Raw genomic sequence first — 16,781 nt, 5'->3', positions numbered from 1 at the left:
CCTGCCCCCCTTTCTTAATAGATTGGGGCCTTATGTCCGCCCGATTCCCTGTTCCTCCCGGCGGAACTCCCTCAGGAAGTAGTAAAGCAGCATGGAGGCCGAGACGACAAAGGCAATCAGGTCCGAGGTGGCCTGGGTCAGCTCCAGCCCCGTCAGGCCGAATTTGGCCGGGAGCAGGAACACCAGGGGAATAAAGAACAGTCCCTGCCGACTCACTGCCAGCAGAGAGGCCCGCCAATACTTCCCCACCGACTGAAACAGCATGTTGGCAAATACCAGCACTGCCCCCAAAGGCAGGGTGATACACTGGTAGCGGAAGGCCCGGGTGCCGATGTCGATGACCTGGGGATCGTCCCGGAAGAAGGCAACGATCTGAGGGGCAAACACTGCCCCCAGCGCGGCCATCACGGTCAGGATCACCGTGCAGAAGCGAATGGAAAACAGGGCCGCCTGCTTCACCCGGTCGTAGCGCCCCGCGCCGTAGTTATAGCCTACCACCGGCTGCATCCCCTGGCCGAAACCGATGATGGCGGAGAGTAGGAAGTTGAACACCTTAGTCACGATAGCCATGGCAGCCACCGCCGCGTCCCCGTATACCCCGGCGTTAAAATTCAGGGACACCGTAGACAGGCTGGACATGCCCTGGCGGAAGAAAGAGGGCATGCCGCTGGCAAATATGGTGAGATAGGTGCGTGGGGACCGGGATATGCACCGCGGAGACACCTTGATGTCGCTCTGGCCCAGCAGGAAAAAAGAAGCCAGAATGCACATACTGACACACTGGCTGAGCAGGGTGGCAAGGCCCGCTCCCCCGATGCCCAGGTCCAGCCCAAAAATAAAAATGGGGTCCAGCACCATATTCAGAATGCCACCGGTTCCCAAGCCAATCACAGATCGGTTGGCTTTTCCCTGCCAGCGCAGCAGATTGTTTAGCGAAAAGGCCACACACATCACCGGCGCGCCCATGAGAATATAGGTGGCGTAATCCAGGGCGTAGGGATAGATGGTGGGCGTGGCCCCCAGCAGCCACACCAGTTTATCCAGAAAGGCAAGGCCCAAAGCGGCCAGGGCGCTGCCGCAGGCAATGGCGGTCACCACGGCGCTGGAGGCATATTCCGCCGCCTGCTGTCCGTGGTTCTGCCCCAAAAGGCGGGAGGAGACGCTTCCCACTCCCATACCGATGGTAAACCCCACCGCCTGGATAATCGCCATGACGGAAAAGACAATGCCCACCGCGCCTGATGCGCTGGTGTTGATCTGGGACACAAAATAGGTGTCCGCCATATTGTAAATGGAGGTAATCATCATACTGACAATGGTAGGAACGGCTAATGTCAGTATGAGCCTGGGAACTGGTGTCTCCAGCATCCGTTTCCGCTGGTCTGGATGAAATTTCGTGTGGTGATGCAGCTGCATATACTTCTCGTTTTCTCTCTCCCAGTGTATATCTTCCTTTATTTGTTCAATCAGCAAGACTATTGTAACGCTAAATCAAAAAAGCTGCAAGCCATTCAAAAATGGCTTGCAGCTTTTTCCGCAATAAACACTCAGAAGGGCAGACCCAATCCGCCGGTGAGCTTGGACATGGTGTCCGCCGCGTCCCCGTCGGCCGCCCGCATGGCCTCGTTCACAGCGGCCACGATCATATCCTGGAGCATCTCCACGTCCTCGGGGTCCACCGCCTCGGGGTCAATGGTCAGCGCCTTGAGCTCATGCTTACCATTCACGGTGGCAGATACCACGCCGCCGCCTGCGGCAGCCTGATACTCCTTCTCCTGCAGCTCCTGCTGCATGCGCATCATGTCCTGCTGCATCTTCTGGGCCTGCTTGAGCATGTTCATGTTCATGCCGCCCATGCCGGGCATTCCCCGGCCGCCAAAGCCTTTTGCCATCGGTCAAAACTCCTTTTCCAGATTTCATTTATTGGATCACAATGTTATCGTACTGTTCCCCAAAGGCCAACAGCTCATCCAGCGCGTCTGCCGCGGGGACAGGCTCCTGGGGCTGCTCCACCGGACGGGATACCGGCTGGGCCGGTGCCTCAGGCTCCGGAGCCTTTCCGGTCACCACGCTCACCCGGGCCTGGCCGCCAAAGGCGGCCTCCGCCGCCTGCTTCAGGCCATCCAGCACCGCAGGCTTGTTCAGCATAGAACGGGTAAATTCCGTATCCACCCACAGAGTGAGTATGCCATTTTTCCAGACGCCGGTCACCTTGGCGGGGTTATTCAGGTAAGGGGTCACAGAGGGTGGCACCTTTCCCCGCAGTCCCGCCACAAAGGAGGGCCAAAAGGCCCAGTCCTCTCCCCCGCTGATGGCAGGGGCCTCCGCCGGGCGCTGGGGCTGGGAAGCCGGAGGTTCCGGCTCCTTCACCGGCTCAGGGGCCGCAGCCTTCTGCTGCACCTGAGGCCGGGGCTCCACATCCCAGGGCGGAACGTCCTCCGCCACAGGTCTGGAGGGCGCCGGAGCGGGTTCTGCCGCGGGCTTCCGCACCGGCGCAGGGCGCTGGGCCGATGCGGCCTGGGTCGCCGGGGCCGGGACAGCGGCGGCGCCGGCCAGACGTGCCTCCAGGTTCGCCACCCGGGCAGACAGTCCAGCAAAGGAGGCATCCAGGCTCTCATCACACATGCGGATGAGGCACAGCTCGGCATCCGTACGGCGGTTGCTGCTGCGGGCCAGCTCTGCCCCCGTTTTCTGCAGCAGCTCCAGCATCTGCAACAGCCGCTGGGCGGAGAGCTGCTCCCCCAGGGCGCGCATGGTTCCTTCGTCATAGCCTCCGGTGAGCAGCGCGCCACAGCCTCTGGGGGCCGTCTTCCGCAGCAGCAGGTCCCGGGCCAGGGCGGACAGCTCCCCCAGGACAGAGCCCACATCCTTGCCGTTTCCGTAGAGACGGCCCAGGGTCTCCAGCGCCCCGGCGGTGTCCCGCTTAGCGGCCTGCTCCATGAGGGCGGCGGTCTCCAGATTGCCCGCCAGGCCCAGTGTATTCAAAATTTCCTGTTCGTCCACCCGGTTCCCGCTTCCGGAGCACTGGTCCAGCAGGGACAGAGCGTCCCGAAGCCCGCCGTCCGCCAGCCGGGCCAGCAGCGTAGCCCCTTCCGTGGTCAGGTCAATGCCCTCCTGCTCCGCCACATACTCCAGCCGCTGGGCAATCTGTCCGGGCAGAATGCGCTTGAAGGAGAACTGCTGGCACCGGGACTTGATGGTAGCCGGCACCTTATGAAGCTCCGTGGTAGCCAGGATAAACAGCAGATGGGCGGGGGGCTCCTCCAGAATCTTCAGCAGAGCGTTGAAGGCGGGGGTGGAGAGCATGTGCACCTCGTCCACGATGTACACCCGCTTGCGCACGGCAGCGGGGGTGTACACCGCCTCATCCCGCAGGGCCCGGACTTGATCCACGCCGTTATTGGAGGCGGCATCCAGCTCCAGCACATCCAGGATGGAGCCGTTCTCAATGCCCAGGCAGGCGGGGCACTGGTTGCAGGGATTTCCGTTCTGAGGGTTCTGACAGTTCACCGCCCGGGCCAGAATCTTGGCGCAGGTGGTCTTGCCCGTTCCCCGGGTTCCGGTAAACAGGTAGGCATGGGACAGCCGATCGCCGGAAACCTGCCGCTTCAGGGTGTCAGTGATATGGGACTGGCCCACCACATCGTCAAATGTGCGGGGTCTCCACTTGCGATATAGGGCCTGGTACATCAAATCACCTCATCATTGTCTCATCTGTAAAAGAATTCGGCGCAAAGCAAGGCCGCACACCGACCTTTGAAGCGCACAATATGCCCGTTACCTGAACAGCCGGCTCAAAAACAGTACCCCCGCGGCACACGCGGTGGGCCGCTTAGTGCTGCTCGGTTCCCCGCCTGACACGGTTCACGGAGCCACGTTGCGCGGGACCGGTTTATCATCGCTGCTTATTCAGGTCAGACGACACATCCTGCGTCCGGGGGCCGGGATTCATCCCCGCTGTAGCGGATTGCGGGTACAGGGCACCGCTATCTCCCCAACTAGTGCGGCCTTACTTTGCGCCGAAACGTAAAGCAGGGCTTTCATATTGTACTACATCTCCCGCCAATGTTCAATGAAAATTTTTTATTTCTCTTCTCCGCCTCAGCTTGACAGGAGTCCCAGCTCCGCCAGCCGGTCCGAGAGCTTCGCGTACACCTCCAGCATCTCCCTCTGCGCCCCCTGGGGCTGGGATTCCAGCCGTACCAGATCAATCCGATGCATGATGTGACTGGCTACCGCCTGCTTTTCCACTGAAATGGCGTTGCAGATCAGATCCAGCTGCGCGTCTCCCTCCACAGGCTCCAGGTAGAGGAAAAAATAATCGTAAACGGTATCCCCCTCCTGCTCAATGGCCTGGGCCGGCAGCGTAATGTCCACCCCACAGCCCTTCCAGTCATCCTGAATGGGCAAGGTTGCCATTTGGTACAGTTCTTCCCCGTCATAGGAAATAGCGGTCACGGCGTGCAGGCTCCCGTGGGTCACCTGAAGGCGGAGAGAGGGGGCCGCGATCGTCTGCTCACTTCCATCCACCGCAAGTTCGTATACATAATGGGTGTCCACCGCCTGGAGCATGTAGGACAGCGGCTCCGCCCGCTGGGCCCGCGCCTCTTCACTCCGGGCAATGCGCAGCTGGCTCCAGGTAAAAAGCAGCCCCAATATGGTCCCCACAATCGTCACATAAAGCTCCAGCCGGCTCAGCGCCCGGAACCCATCTGTTTGTTCTCTCTCTTTCATATCGCTTCATACTCCATCATGCGCTTTTGCAGCAAATTATAAGCATCATAAGTATGGGCCCGATTCCACCGGTAGGACGCACCCACTTCCTCGATGGTGCCTCCGCCCAGAAGTCCATATGCCATTTTGCGGGCATCCGGCTCCATTCTTCCCAAATAATCGTAAAAGCAGACGCTGTTCTGGAAATCACTGTGGGGCGCTTGAATCAACTCCCCTCTGGTCAGCGGCACCTCCTCACTGATGGGTTGGTCCAGAGAATCCACTCTGTAGCGGGACATATAGATGTAGTCCCGCTCCTTGATCAGGCTGTCCCATATGATCAGATAGGCCCGCTTCCACCCATAAAAGGAGCGATGGGAAAACAGCTCCGGCGCATCCCGATACACAGACAAGAAGGCCGCCCAGCCGCACTGGTTCAGATCCGGATCGTCCTCCGGCAACCGCAAACGGTGACAGATATCCCAAATAAATCCATCGATCAGCCTGCACTCTCTGGCCGAAAAACCTCGTTTCCGTTTCATCGAGCCTTTCTCCCTCCTCGCCCCTTACTGCTGCGTACCAACTGCTCCACAGACGGCGGCTCCGGCAGCTCCTGACACCGGCCAACCCAGGCTCTGTGCGCTTCATTCCATTTCATTATGTAGACGGCCGGCAGCTCAATCTCCTCCGCCTGCAGAAGCCCAGCCAATTCCCGATGGGTCACATAGGCACTTTTTTCCGAAAAATGAATGTTTGGGGTTTCGTCCATCAGAAATACCAGAAAACGATAATCCGGGCTGGTTCGCACACAGACATCCCAACGTCCTTCCATTCGCTCTGTCATCGCTTTGTTCAGCGCAACCCGACCAGACGCCGAAATCCGAACCTGCGGAATCTCATCATTGCGCCGCAGCGGCGGAATATCCTGAAGAGTGTCAAAATTTACTTCAAATTCATCCATAAATATCCTTCCTCTCCCAAATTATATTTTCCAACATATTGTATCGACTTTTTATTCATTTACATAGATTGAATTTTCCCATGTTTTTACCTGTTTTTGTCCGAAATATGGTCTATAAGGCTAATTTATTTTTTCTTGCACGTGTTATATAGTAGAATATTACATTTTTCTTTAAATGGATTTTTTTGAATAAATATTCCATTTAATTACAATCTTTGAGTTGTTCTTTATTTCGCAGCTTCATCTATCGTTCCCTTTTCCACAAATCCGCCGTTATAACCATCTGCTTTATCTCTCACCTTTTTCACCCCTTATCGTAAATCATCTCAGCTGCTCTCTGTCTCTCTCCTGTCCATAATTTCACACTGCACCTGTCCAAAAATAAAATCAATGGAACAATCATTTTAGGGGCTTTACAATCTCAAAAAATCTGCTATAATAAAAGGGCTGTAAGTTATTCGGAATAATTGAATATGGGCCTATAGCTCAGTTGGGAGCGCAAGCTGTCCGCTGCACAGGCCCCGTAGAAAAAGTAAATAAACACATGGGGGCGTAGCTCAGTTGGGAGAGCGTACGGTTCGCATCCGTAAGGTCAAGGGTTCGAATCCCTCCGTCTCCACCAGAAAAGGCCGTGAAATCATAGATTTCGCGGCCTTTTTGCAACTTTTGAGAGATGTTTGTGGGCCTGCAGCCCGAGCATTTCAGCGTAAAATGGCAAAAATGCTCACCGTCCGGTTCGCATCCTGATTTATTGTACACACAAAACTCGATTTGCTTTCTCCTCATGCCTGTGTTATCCTAAATATGGCTCCAGTTCACGCTGTTACAGCACTTGCGTGGACGGGACTATTTTCCCCCGTGGGTTCCAGAGTGTCCCACGGGGTTTTCTTTTTCCGGGGATATGTTCCCGCCCTGCAAACGGGTCATACAGCGGTCAGACCCCGTAAAAAACACGGGGTTGGGCCGGAAACCCCGTAATAAACACGGGGTTTTGAGCAAAATCTCATCGACGAATTCTGAAATTTCTAACTTTTTCCGATTATTACGGGGCGGTTTCCGAAGATTACGGGGTTTTTGGAACTATTACGGGGTTGTGGAAATTATGACCCCGTGTTTATTACGGGGTATTTGATTTTAAAACGGAGAATTACGGAGAAAAAATGAGCATTACGGGGTATTTGAGAGGATTACGGGGTTTTTATGAATATAACCCCGTAATCTTCGAAGATTTCGGGGTACAGTCCCTGTCGCATGATTTCCCACAGCGCACACTCTCATATATCCCTACAACACACGCAGCCCCCTCTCCCTACGGGAGAGGGGGCGCTTTATTTTATCCGCTCATCTTCGTTCCCGGCAAATGAAATTTTGATGGCATCGACTTATTACATAATAAAGAATAGAGAGGTTTATTGATGAAAGGAGGTAAAAAATGGTCCTGTTCACAGGAGTCTGCTTTTTGCTGGCGTTCGTGGTACGTACGAGACCCGTCGCACGGCGAAAGGCAAAAGTGCTGTACATCCGCATTGACAACGCGGATGGTGGTCGAGCGAAAATGAAGTCGCATCCAACGCGGAAAGCGGGAGCGGCCGATATTCGCAAGCCACACCAAAAAAGGACAGAAGGTGCAAAGCAGAGTACCGGTCCACGGCGCGCGTACCAAATGGCCGGACGGCATTGGTATGCCACTGTGAGATCTCCTCCAGCGAGGGGAGGCCTCAGCGCCGTGGCATCGTACGACACTCCGCTTTCCGCATCGATGGAGGTTATATTTTGGAGATAAACCAAAATATAACCGACCATCGCGATATTTTTGAAAATTTCTTCTATATGAGTCGTTGGGCCATGCCCGTCGCACGTGCGACACCTCATATAGCGGATGCTATACGCATCCGAAAAAGTTCCGAAAAACCTTTGAAAATCACTTTCTGTCTACGGCGGAGCTGCCCGCGGGTTAGTCTTTCCCCCTCGCCGGTTTGTCAGGCGGGGTCAAAAAAAGGATGTTGAGAAACGCAGCGCAATCAGTTGAACGAAACGGCGGGTCGAAATCCCCGGCGCCGGAGGGCGCGAGATCATGGGGAGAAGTGCGCCCATCGGACAGAAAGGAGTTTTCTATATGGGAAGAAAAGAAGGCGGGAGCCTCTTTCATCAGATGATAAACGCGCCGGATGTGTTTATCTACAGCCATCGAACTGACAAGGATGGCAACGCCATGGCGGTCAGCGACCAGACCAGAAAGAATTATCAAAACTGGCTCCATAAGTCGGCGGACTATTTCAAAGGCCTGGGCATTCGCCGGCTCTCTGACATCGACAAGGAGAAAATACAGGCGTACGCCGATTATCTGAAAGCGAACGGCAAGACGGCGTCTACCATTCACAGCTATCTGTCGCCGCTCTGCAAGGCAACGGGCGTGGAACTGGCAGAAATCGAAAAGCCCATACGCCACGCCAGCGAGTTTATCCGCAGCAGCGGGGTCGGCAAGGCCGATGGAGGCCGTCCCGCCGAGCTGAACGCCATGATTGGGCTTCGGGAGGATGAGCTGCGCCAGCTGCGGGGCAGCGACATCAAAGAGCGGAACGGCAACACCAGTGTCATCGTCCGCCGGGGCAAGGGTGGTAAATATCAGGAGCAGAAGGTGCTGCCGGAGGATGTAGCGGCGGTCCGGAAGTTCTTCGACGGTTCCGAGCATAAGGTGTTTCGGATGCATGAATTTGTCAGCGGCTTTGACTATCACGGGCAGCGCCGCGAACACGCGTACAAAATGCTGGTATACTATACGGAGCGCCTGAGGACAGAGCCGGGGTATCGGAAGAAGCTCTACAAAGAACTGGCGGACCAGTGGCACCGCAACAACAAGAAACATCGGGACAAGCTGGAACCCCTCTCCTTCTTCGATAAGCCCTACATTTTGCGCGGCAAGAATCGCGCACTGGCCATTGCTCAGGGAAAACCTATCGTGCTGGACCGTCTGGCCCTGCGGGCAGTGAGCATTCTGCATCTGGCCCACTGGCGGGACAAGGTGACGGTGCAGAGCTACTATTTCAGCCGTTAAAAAATGTCGTCCCACCACAGCCGGGCAGGACGCCAATATCATTCCTCTTCTTTTGTATCGCGCTTATCCCGTTCCATGGTTTCGGAGATTGCCCGACGAACAAAGGTATTCAGGGATTCATTTTGGGATGCTGCGTGTGCTGCAATCACATCCTTTTCTCCCTGTGGGACGCGAATCTGCAGATTATCAAATTTTTGATGATACTTTTTGCTCGCCCGCAGTTGAGCCTCTGTTTGTGCCACAGCTACACCCCCTCATTCCTGTCATTTTCCGCTATATAAAGTATACTTGCTGCGGAGAATTCTGCCAAGATATATGTGTATGCACATATTCAACAAATCAACTGCGAAATATTTGGCGATATTGCACCCTTGATATGTGCATACACATATATTATGCTGTACTCAGAAAGCAAAACAGTACGGCAGCATAAGGGAGCGCCAACTCCCTTATGCCTGCGCAGGTGATTAGGCCACCTACACAACGGATGACTCCGCACCGCAGGGATAGTATACCCTTTTTTGCCGCATATGGCAAGAAGGACTACCCTTGCGGCAGGAGAAAATCCAATGCTCTGGAATCCTCCGGGTACCGTGTAGGCACACGCCTGCACGGTACTTTTTGTTTTCCAACAAATTAAAGGAGGAATTCCCTTATGAAAAACGAATCAGTAAACCCCATCGCCGTTGCTCAAAATCTTGTGACGGCAAAGACCCCCGAGGAACTGCAGGAGGCCATAAAGGCGATTCACTGCAACTGTCTGACCCAACCGGTAGATGCAATTCGCAAAATCGCCAAGCATCTGGAGACGGTCACCAAGGCAAATCTCATGGACCGTGTGCGTGAGGAAGTAAAGAACGGCGGCTGCGCAGAAAATGCTTCTGTGGCGCTGGAGGACGCAGAAAATCTCGTCAATCCCGTTCTCCCCGCCCCCATTTTCAGCGCCAAGGCCCGTCGGTTGTCGCTGGATGTGAAGTGTCTGTCCTCTCTGGGGGACTACTGCAATCAGCGGGTGCAGATGCTGGACGGTATTCAGCATCTCACTGGCGAGGAAGCAGAAGCCATTTCCGGGCGTCTGGCAGAGCGTCTTGGTGATTTGCTCATCTTCGAGGTGCTGGTAGATAACACCGACGGCGACAAGGTTCTGGCCCGTCAGGTTCGGCTGTGGCAGATGCTCCATGTGGCCCGCGAGGAGGGTCAGATGCAGCTGGCGCCCTATTTTCTGGCGCTGGACGAGGACGACAATGTGCAGTCGCTGCTGCCCTGCTGCATCCCCATGGGCGCCCCTGCCAAGGTGTTTTACAGCTGCGCCGGTATTCTCAAGGCGCTGGCTTATCAGAAGGATGTGTGGGAGTATGACGCTCTGGTGAACGCTCTGCATGAGAAGGTACAGACGGAGGTGCTGCAGCGCGTTAGCCGTGGCAAGGACGATGAGGACACGCGGCTGATGGAAGAACTCTTCTCCCTGCTGCGTGTGGTCGTGAACAGCCACAGCCCCGCTGTCTGGAATTATCCCCGCTTTGAAGAAATCAAGAAGAAGCTGGAGGGTAACTGATATGGATTTGATGACCTATCCAACCTTGCGTACCCTTTCCCGTATTCTGACCACCGCCCCTCAGGGGCGGCAGGTCGGCGCGGTACTGGACAAGATGCATAGTTGGCAGGCGACGACGCCTCACACGAATGCGATGCTGATTCCCACCCTTCGATATGAGGTCTATGAAGCATTGAACGCCGATGCGGCGGCGTTGGAACTGCGCTATATGGTATCCCCCGCCCTTCACGCGGCGCGGCACGCCGCCAATGTGCTGGACGAGCTGCGGGAGGGTACGGGATGTTATCAGCCCACCTGGGACGAGGAAACGCTTCAGACGTTTCCAGAGGAGACCCGGGAGCGTTGGCTGGACAGTTTTGAGCGCGACGAGGACGCTGAGGATTTGGTCATGGAGACGCTGGCTGTTCTCATGGCCCAGACGCACAATTATCCGCTTTCTCTGGAACTGACGCAGTATCTGGTAACATATACGCTGGCGGTGGAGCTGAGCAAGGTGCAGCCCGAGGCACATCCCCGCAAGGAGACAGCCCGCTGCATCAAACTGGCCAAGTATCTCACTCCCTGGGAGCGTCCTCACACCATCGACTACATCTGCCACAAAGACGGGGAGGTTTTCCTGTTGGACGGTGAGATCGACAAGGGTACCTGCGAGGACTATCTGGACGCCATCCGTCAGGCGGAGAAATCTGTGCCTCACGATGATTTGAATCGCTATCTCAGCGACCGCACCGCTCAGCCCTGCTTCGACTTTGAACTGGAAAAAGCGGTTCATATCTGGCTGGGCGATGAGTACAAGCGCCGGGGCGTTCCGGTGGAGTAAGTAAAACCGTTTGGGTGTTCCGCAAAGCGCCTTGCGGAACACCCATTTTGCTGCCTGATGCCGTTTGAAATTTTGGTGAGGTGCTTTTCTACCATAACTATAGGTGAGGAGAGTTTTCTCCATCACCATGAGCCGCAGAGACTTATACCAAAACAAGAATTCTAAATACAACCAACAACCCTTTCCGATTTATTCTATCTATCAATTAAAAATTCTCAACGTATTCTAAAGATTTGAAAATTGACCTTTCCTGCGGCGGAAAGGACGATTATGGAAAAGAAGCAACTGACCATTCAGGGGTGTCGTGTGCAGCTGGAATTTCCTGCACAGACGCCGGTGGACGTGCATACCCATCTCAGCACGATTTTGACGGAACTTGCCTTGGCGCAGGCGGAGAAAGGAGGTGAGACCCATGAAACGGGTGATATGTCTGTACCGGGTATCGACCATGAAGCAGGTTGAAGATAACGACCTCCCCATGCAGCGGGAGGCGTGCCGGGCCTTCGCGGCCCAGCATCCGGACTGGAAGATTATTGACGAGAAGTATGAAAAAGGCGTCTCCGGCTTTAAGATTCGGGGTAAGGACCGGGACGCCGTGGCAGAGCTGTTGGTAGACGCGGAGGGCGGAACCTTTGATGTGCTCCTGGTCTATATGATGGACCGCCTGGGGCGCATTGCGGATGATACGCCGGTTATCGCCAAAACCATTGCTTCCTGTGGCGTGGAAATCTGGAGCGTCATGGAAGGACAGCAGCATTTCGATACCCAAAGCGACCATCTGATGAACTACATCCGCAGCTGGGCGGCAGAGTGCGAGAGCGTCAAGACCTCCATGCGGACCAAAACCCGCCTGGCACAAATTGTTCTGGAGGGACGTTTCCGGGGTGGGAAGGCGCCCTATGGCTACCGTCTGGAAAAGCAGGGGCGCAAAAATGCCCGCGGACATGAGGTCTATGAGATCCTCGTGAACGAAGAGGAGGCGCCTGTGGTAGCGCATATCTTTGCGCTGTCGGCGCTCAACGGCTACGGCAGCCGGAAAATTGCCACGGCGCTGACGGAGGAAGGTTATCGGAACCGGAATGGAAAACCGTTTCATCCTTCCACCATTCAGAATATGCTGAAGAATGTGCTCTACACCGGCGTACTCCGCAGCGGAGAGTCCCGGTCGGAAGTCTTTCCCCATCTGCAAATTATCCCGGAAATGGTGTATAACCATGTACAAGCACAGATTCAGCAGCATCGCAGCGACTACGAGGGTTCCCGGCTTTCGCCGGTGGCGCGAAACGGTCAGGCGCTGCTCTCCGGCAATGTGTTCTGCGGCACCTGCGGCGGGCGGCTCATCTCCACCACAGTGCGGAGTACGCATCACCCTACCAAGAGCGAAAATCCCCGGGTGCCCATTTACCGCTGCTACAATCGCATTCAGCACAAGGAGCTGTGCGACGGACAAAGTACATATCGGGCAGATAGGGTAGATGCGGTGGTGGAGACAGCGGTCTGCCAGATTCTGGACCGTATCCGTGTCATCGACCAGAAGGACTATCTGAAAAAGCGCCGCCAACAGGAGCTGAACGCCGCCCGCGTCAAGCTGCGTCAGCTGGAGAGTGCGTATAACAAAGCCGTAGAGGAGCGTAAACAGCTGAGCAGTCATATGGTGGATGTACTGGAAGGCAAAAGCCCTTTTACAGCCGAAGATTTGAAGGAACGCATGGATGAAGCCAAGGCAATGGCGGAGGAATTTGCGCAGCAGATGGAGGCGCAGAAGGTGCTGCTGCGGGAAACCCAGTTGCGGCAGGAGGCTGTCGAGGAGCATTTTCAGCAGCTCAAGGGCTACGCTCAGGTTTATCAGGATGCGACCATGGAGGAGAAGCGCCGTATCGTTTCGGCCCTCATCGAGCGCGTGACCGTCTCTCGGGGGTATGAGATTCATATTCAGTTCCGTGTGGGGCTGGATGTGCTTGACAATTTGGATGACTAAACAGCAAGCCGCCGGTGCGTTGCACCGGCGGCTTTTTTGCATTTATTTGATTTCCTGCTCCAGAGCATCAAACTCCGGTGTGGAGAAAAATTCCCCCAGCGTGATTTCCAGACCATCACACAGCTTCTTAATGGTGACGGTACCCGGATTCTGGCTCTCACCGTTCAGAATGCTTTTGACCGTGGCCTGGGGTACAGCGGCAAGATTGCTCAAACCGTTCGGCGTCAGACCGCGTTCCTCGCACAATTGTTTAATTCGGAATACAATTGCTTCCCGTGTATCCATCGCCTACTCCTTAGTGACATATCGTCTTTTCCATATGATATGTCATCCCGGATTGGCATATTAGTGATGTTTCACTAACTCGAAAATTTGTGGTAATATAGTGATAAATCACTAATTTGGAGGTAGTACGATGGACAAAGAAAAGACCTGCTGTGTCACGGGGCATCGTGATATTCCAGCAGAACAAATGGACAGAATTCAGAAATTGCTGCGTCAAGAGATTCTGGCAGCTATTGAGGACGGCTACACCCATTTCATCAGCGGCTTCGCCGCCGGGGCGGATTTGCTCTTTGCGGACATTGTAGCGGAGCTGAAGGAGATCTACCTCATCACCCTGGAGGCGGCTATCCCCTACCCCGGACGCATGAAAACACCGGATGAAACCTTTCAAAGGCTCATCCGGTGCTGCGATACGGTGAAAATTCACTCCGATGTGTATTCCAAAGGCTGCTATATGCGCCGCAACCGCTATATGGTGGACCAATCTCAGCGGGTGGTTGCCGTCTACGACGGCCGGCCCACCGGCGGCACCGCCGTCACCGTGCGCTATGCCAGTGGGAAAGATGTGCGGGTGTTGTGGAGATAGCTGCCAATTAGCAACTCATTCTTGCGGTAAGCGCCATCATACGATAAAATGGAATATCATAGAAAATGCTCGGAGATTCTGTTGAAAACCGGGCGGCAGGAGGAACACATATGGTCACAGGCGCCATTAAGAATAAAGTGGATAAAATCTGGACGGACATCTGGGCGAGCGGTGTCACCAACCCGCTGACGGTCATCGAACAGCTGACCTATCTCATGTTCATCCGCTCTCTGGATGAAAAAGAGCTGGAGACTGAGGAATTTGAGAATCTGAGCGGCGAGAAGCTGGACAAGATTTTCCCCCAGTCCGCCGTGGGTCAGTCCATGCGCTGGAGCAAGTTCAAAAATGACGACCCCCGGGCGATTTACGACGTGATTTCCCAGCGGGTCTTCCCTGCCATCAAAAATATGAAACACGGCCACTTGCCTGACTTCAACCAGCAGGGCGAACTGGTGGAAATCGAGGAGGAGGCAAACGGCGAAGAAAATACCGCCTTTGCCCGCTATATGAGCGACGCCATGTTCCTCATCCCCACGCCCCAGGTGCTGCAAAAAATCATCACCGGTCTGGACGACCTCTATGAGCACGACCTGACGGGTCTGGATATGCAGGGCGATTTGTACGAGTATATGCTGAGCAAGCTGTCCACCGCGGGCCAGAACGGTCAGTTCCGCACCCCCAAGCATATTCGGGAGATGATGGTGGAGCTGCTGCAGCCCACGCCGGAGGACACCATCTGCGACCCAGCCTGTGGTACGGCGGGCTTTCTGGTGTCGGCAGCGGAGTATGTCCGGAGCCACTATGAGAGCACTATGACCAGCGAGCAGTGGGAGCATTTTGCCGGCCCCATGTTCACCGGCTTTGACACCGACCGGACCATGCTGCGCATCTCCGCCATGAATCTGATGCTCCACTCCATCAGCCGCCCGGAGATCGACTACAAGGACAGCGTATCCAAGCAGAACGAGATTCGGGACAAGTTCACCATGTGCCTGGCCAATCCCCCTTTCAAGGGCACCGTGGACGCCGAAAGCATCCACGACAATCTGAAAGCCGTCACCAATACCAAAAAGACCGAGCTGCTGTTTCTGGCCCTGTTCCTGCGGATGCTGAAAAAGGGCGGTCAGTGCGCCTGCATCGTGCCGGACGGCGTGCTGTTCGGCTCCTCCAAAGCCCACAAGGCCATTCGGAGGGAGCTGGTGGAGAACCATCAGCTGCGGGCGATCATCTCCATGCCCTCCGGCGTGTTCAAACCCTACGCCGGTGTGTCCACGGCGGTGCTGGTGTTCACCAAGACCGGCGCGGGCGGCACGGAAAACGTGTGGTTCTACGACATGAAGGCCGACGGTTTTTCTCTGGACGATAAGCGCAGCGAGATTGCGGACAACGACATTCCCGACATCATCGAGCGGTTCCACAATCTGGATAGGGAGGCCGACCGGCAGCGCACGGAGCAGAGCTTCTTTGTGCCGAAGCAGGAGATTGCCGACAATGACTATGACCTGTCCATCAACAAGTACAAGAAAGTGGAATATGTGCCGGTGGAGTATCCCTCTACGCAGGAAATTATGAAGGATATTGTCGCCACGGAGTCGGAGATTCAGAAGGGCATCAAATTGCTGTGGTCCGATTTGGAAGGAACCCCTTGGTCTGAACTGGAAGGAAAGACCTGGGCGGAGCTGGAGGGGATGCTGTGATGGCGAGATTGGACGAAATATTTCATTTGCAGATGGGAAAAACACCGTCTCGAAACAACGCTGATTACTGGACTGATGGACAGTATGATTGGGTATCTATTGCTGATTTAGGCACTTACTCCAAATATGTAGAAGCTACAAAAGAGAAGATTTCTGCGTCTGCTGTCCGCGAAAGTGGAATAAAAAGTGTTCCAGCTAACACCGTTATTATGAGTTTCAAACTTTCGTTGGGAAAAACCGCTATCACACAAGCACCCGTATATACTAACGAGGCAATCATGGCATTTATTCCAACCGGGAAATACGCAGTGTTACCGGACTATTTTTATCATTTGTTTTCTGCAAAGGATTGGACAAAAGGGACAAACCGTGCAGTTATGGGTACAACATTAAATAAATCAACACTTGGTGCAGTCACCATAACAGTTCCTCCCTTGGACGAACAGCGCAGAATTGCGGCGGTGCTGGACAAGGTCAGCGACCTGATTGCCAAACGCCGTCAGCAGCTGGACAAGCTGGATGAGCTGGTCAAAGCGCGGTTTGTGGAGATGTTTGGAGACCCACAAGATAACGAAAAAAACTGGAACATGAGAACGTTTAAAGAAATTTGTACAGTGCGACAGGGACTACAAATACCGATTTCCAAACGATTAACACATTTTGAAGAAAGCTGTTATGAATATATTACAGTTGCGTATTTACATGGAGTAAAGGATAAAGAATATATTAAGAATCCCAAAAGTACAGTTATATGCACTAAAGACGATATTTTAATGACCCGTACTGGAAATACCGGGATGGTAATTACCAATGTTGCAGGGGTGTTTCATAATAACTTTTTCCTTATTGATTTTGATCGAGATAAATATATCAAAGAATTCTTGGTTGAGTATTTAAATTTGGATTTAATACAAACAGAGCTCAAAAAACGAGCCGGTATATCAACAATTCCAGATTTAAATCATAGTGAATTTTATAAAATTGCAATATATGAACCCCCAATTGACCTACAAAACCAATTTGCTGCCTTTGTCAAGCAAATAGAAAAATCAAAAGCCACCATCAACCGCAGCCTTGAAAAGCTGGAAACGCTGAAAAAGTCGCTGATGCAGGAGTATTTTGGAGGATAGG

At 54.2% G+C, this 16,781-nt stretch carries 16 protein-coding genes, 1 tRNA gene and 1 other RNA gene; 9 read left to right on the top strand and 9 right to left on the bottom strand.

The genetic code is table 11. The features are described from left to right. Positions 1 to 30: 30 nt before the first annotated feature. From DWX58_RS00725 to DWX58_RS00695, 7 genes are all read right to left on the bottom strand, one after another. Positions 31 to 1,368, bottom strand: coding sequence for an MATE family efflux transporter (locus DWX58_RS00725; RefSeq protein WP_279229843.1), 1,338 nt, complete (start codon positions 1,366 to 1,368; stop codon positions 31 to 33). A 179-nt stretch (positions 1,369 to 1,547) separates the two neighbouring features. Further along, on the bottom strand, positions 1,548 to 1,892 hold the full coding sequence (locus tag DWX58_RS00720) for a YbaB/EbfC family nucleoid-associated protein (protein ID WP_118640896.1): 345 nt from the start codon (positions 1,890 to 1,892) through the stop codon (positions 1,548 to 1,550). A 28-nt stretch (positions 1,893 to 1,920) separates the two neighbouring features. Further along, complete coding sequence (gene dnaX, locus DWX58_RS00715; protein ID WP_118640894.1) at positions 1,921 to 3,690, bottom strand: DNA polymerase III subunit gamma/tau; 1,770 nt, start codon at positions 3,688 to 3,690, stop codon at positions 1,921 to 1,923. A 52-nt stretch (positions 3,691 to 3,742) separates the two neighbouring features. Further along, positions 3,743 to 4,007, bottom strand: an RNA gene (gene ffs, locus DWX58_RS00710) — signal recognition particle sRNA large type. Between the two features lie 94 nt (positions 4,008 to 4,101). Continuing rightward, a complete protein-coding gene (locus DWX58_RS00705; protein WP_118640892.1) occupies positions 4,102 to 4,734 on the bottom strand; it encodes a hypothetical protein in 633 nt (210 codons plus the stop codon). After that, positions 4,731 to 5,255, bottom strand: coding sequence for a hypothetical protein (locus DWX58_RS00700; protein ID WP_118640890.1), 525 nt, complete (start codon positions 5,253 to 5,255; stop codon positions 4,731 to 4,733). The genes DWX58_RS00705 and DWX58_RS00700 overlap by 4 nt, the downstream gene beginning before the upstream one ends. Beyond that, positions 5,252 to 5,674 (bottom strand): hypothetical protein, encoded by a 423-nt coding sequence (locus DWX58_RS00695; RefSeq protein WP_118640888.1) that lies wholly within the window; start codon positions 5,672 to 5,674, stop codon positions 5,252 to 5,254. The genes DWX58_RS00700 and DWX58_RS00695 overlap by 4 nt, the downstream gene beginning before the upstream one ends. Before the next feature lie 546 nt (positions 5,675 to 6,220). On the opposite strand from DWX58_RS00695, the gene DWX58_RS00690 reads away from it, so the two are divergent. Together DWX58_RS00690 and DWX58_RS00680 are read left to right on the top strand one after the other, a co-directional pair. Beyond that, positions 6,221 to 6,296 (top strand) — tRNA-Ala (locus tag DWX58_RS00690). Between the two features lie 1,494 nt (positions 6,297 to 7,790). Further along, entirely contained in the window at positions 7,791 to 8,729 is a 939-nt protein-coding gene (locus DWX58_RS00680; protein WP_158579175.1) for a site-specific integrase, read from the top strand. 38 nt (positions 8,730 to 8,767) lie between these two features. Here the strand turns inward: DWX58_RS00680 and DWX58_RS00675 are convergent, their stop codons facing one another. Next, complete coding sequence (locus DWX58_RS00675) at positions 8,768 to 8,971, bottom strand: hypothetical protein (RefSeq protein WP_087387833.1); 204 nt, start codon at positions 8,969 to 8,971, stop codon at positions 8,768 to 8,770. Between the two features lie 413 nt (positions 8,972 to 9,384). Here DWX58_RS00675 and DWX58_RS00670 point away from each other — a divergent pair, with 413 nt between their 5' ends. The 4 genes from DWX58_RS00670 (at position 9,385) to DWX58_RS00660 (ending at position 13,082) form a co-directional block, all read left to right on the top strand. Then, positions 9,385 to 10,284, top strand: a complete 900-nt coding sequence (locus DWX58_RS00670) for a hypothetical protein (RefSeq protein ID WP_118640882.1) — start codon at positions 9,385 to 9,387, stop codon at positions 10,282 to 10,284. 1 nt (position 10,285) lies between these two features. Beyond that, a complete protein-coding gene (locus DWX58_RS00665) occupies positions 10,286 to 11,104 on the top strand; it encodes a hypothetical protein (RefSeq protein ID WP_147382206.1) in 819 nt (272 codons plus the stop codon). Between the two features lie 270 nt (positions 11,105 to 11,374). Further along, positions 11,375 to 11,566 carry a hypothetical protein gene (locus tag DWX58_RS15050; protein WP_147382205.1) on the top strand — a complete coding sequence of 64 codons (192 nt, stop codon included), beginning with the start codon at positions 11,375 to 11,377 and terminating at the stop codon, positions 11,564 to 11,566. Further along, positions 11,517 to 13,082, top strand: a complete 1,566-nt coding sequence (locus DWX58_RS00660) for a recombinase family protein (protein ID WP_118640878.1) — start codon at positions 11,517 to 11,519, stop codon at positions 13,080 to 13,082. Before DWX58_RS15050 ends, DWX58_RS00660 begins: the two co-directional genes overlap by 50 nt. A gap of 42 nt (positions 13,083 to 13,124) precedes the next feature. Here DWX58_RS00660 and DWX58_RS00655 read toward each other — a convergent pair whose 3' ends face one another. Further along, positions 13,125 to 13,367: a helix-turn-helix transcriptional regulator gene (locus DWX58_RS00655; protein ID WP_087387841.1), complete on the bottom strand. Its 243-nt coding sequence runs from the start codon at positions 13,365 to 13,367 to the stop codon at positions 13,125 to 13,127. 130 nt (positions 13,368 to 13,497) lie between these two features. Between DWX58_RS00655 and DWX58_RS00650 the strand changes: the two genes are divergently transcribed. The 3 genes from DWX58_RS00650 to DWX58_RS00640 all read left to right on the top strand — a co-directional run bounded on the left by DWX58_RS00650 (position 13,498) and on the right by DWX58_RS00640 (position 16,780). Continuing rightward, the gene (locus DWX58_RS00650; protein ID WP_118640876.1) at positions 13,498 to 13,953 is read left to right on the top strand and encodes an SLOG family protein; all 456 of its coding nucleotides are present in this window, start codon (positions 13,498 to 13,500) and stop codon (positions 13,951 to 13,953) included. Between the two features lie 110 nt (positions 13,954 to 14,063). Further along, positions 14,064 to 15,650: a class I SAM-dependent DNA methyltransferase gene (locus DWX58_RS00645; protein WP_118640874.1), complete on the top strand. Its 1,587-nt coding sequence runs from the start codon at positions 14,064 to 14,066 to the stop codon at positions 15,648 to 15,650. Continuing rightward, the gene (locus DWX58_RS00640) at positions 15,650 to 16,780 is read left to right on the top strand and encodes a restriction endonuclease subunit S (protein WP_118640872.1); all 1,131 of its coding nucleotides are present in this window, start codon (positions 15,650 to 15,652) and stop codon (positions 16,778 to 16,780) included. Before DWX58_RS00645 ends, DWX58_RS00640 begins: the two co-directional genes overlap by 1 nt. Position 16,781 lies beyond the last annotated feature (1 nt).

The organism is Pseudoflavonifractor sp. AF19-9AC, from assembly GCF_003478995.1.
GTDB lineage: Bacteria > Bacillota > Clostridia > Oscillospirales > Oscillospiraceae > Lawsonibacter.
The sequence above is the reverse complement of the archived record's forward strand: the minus strand, read 5'-3'. Positions and strand labels throughout refer to the sequence as shown.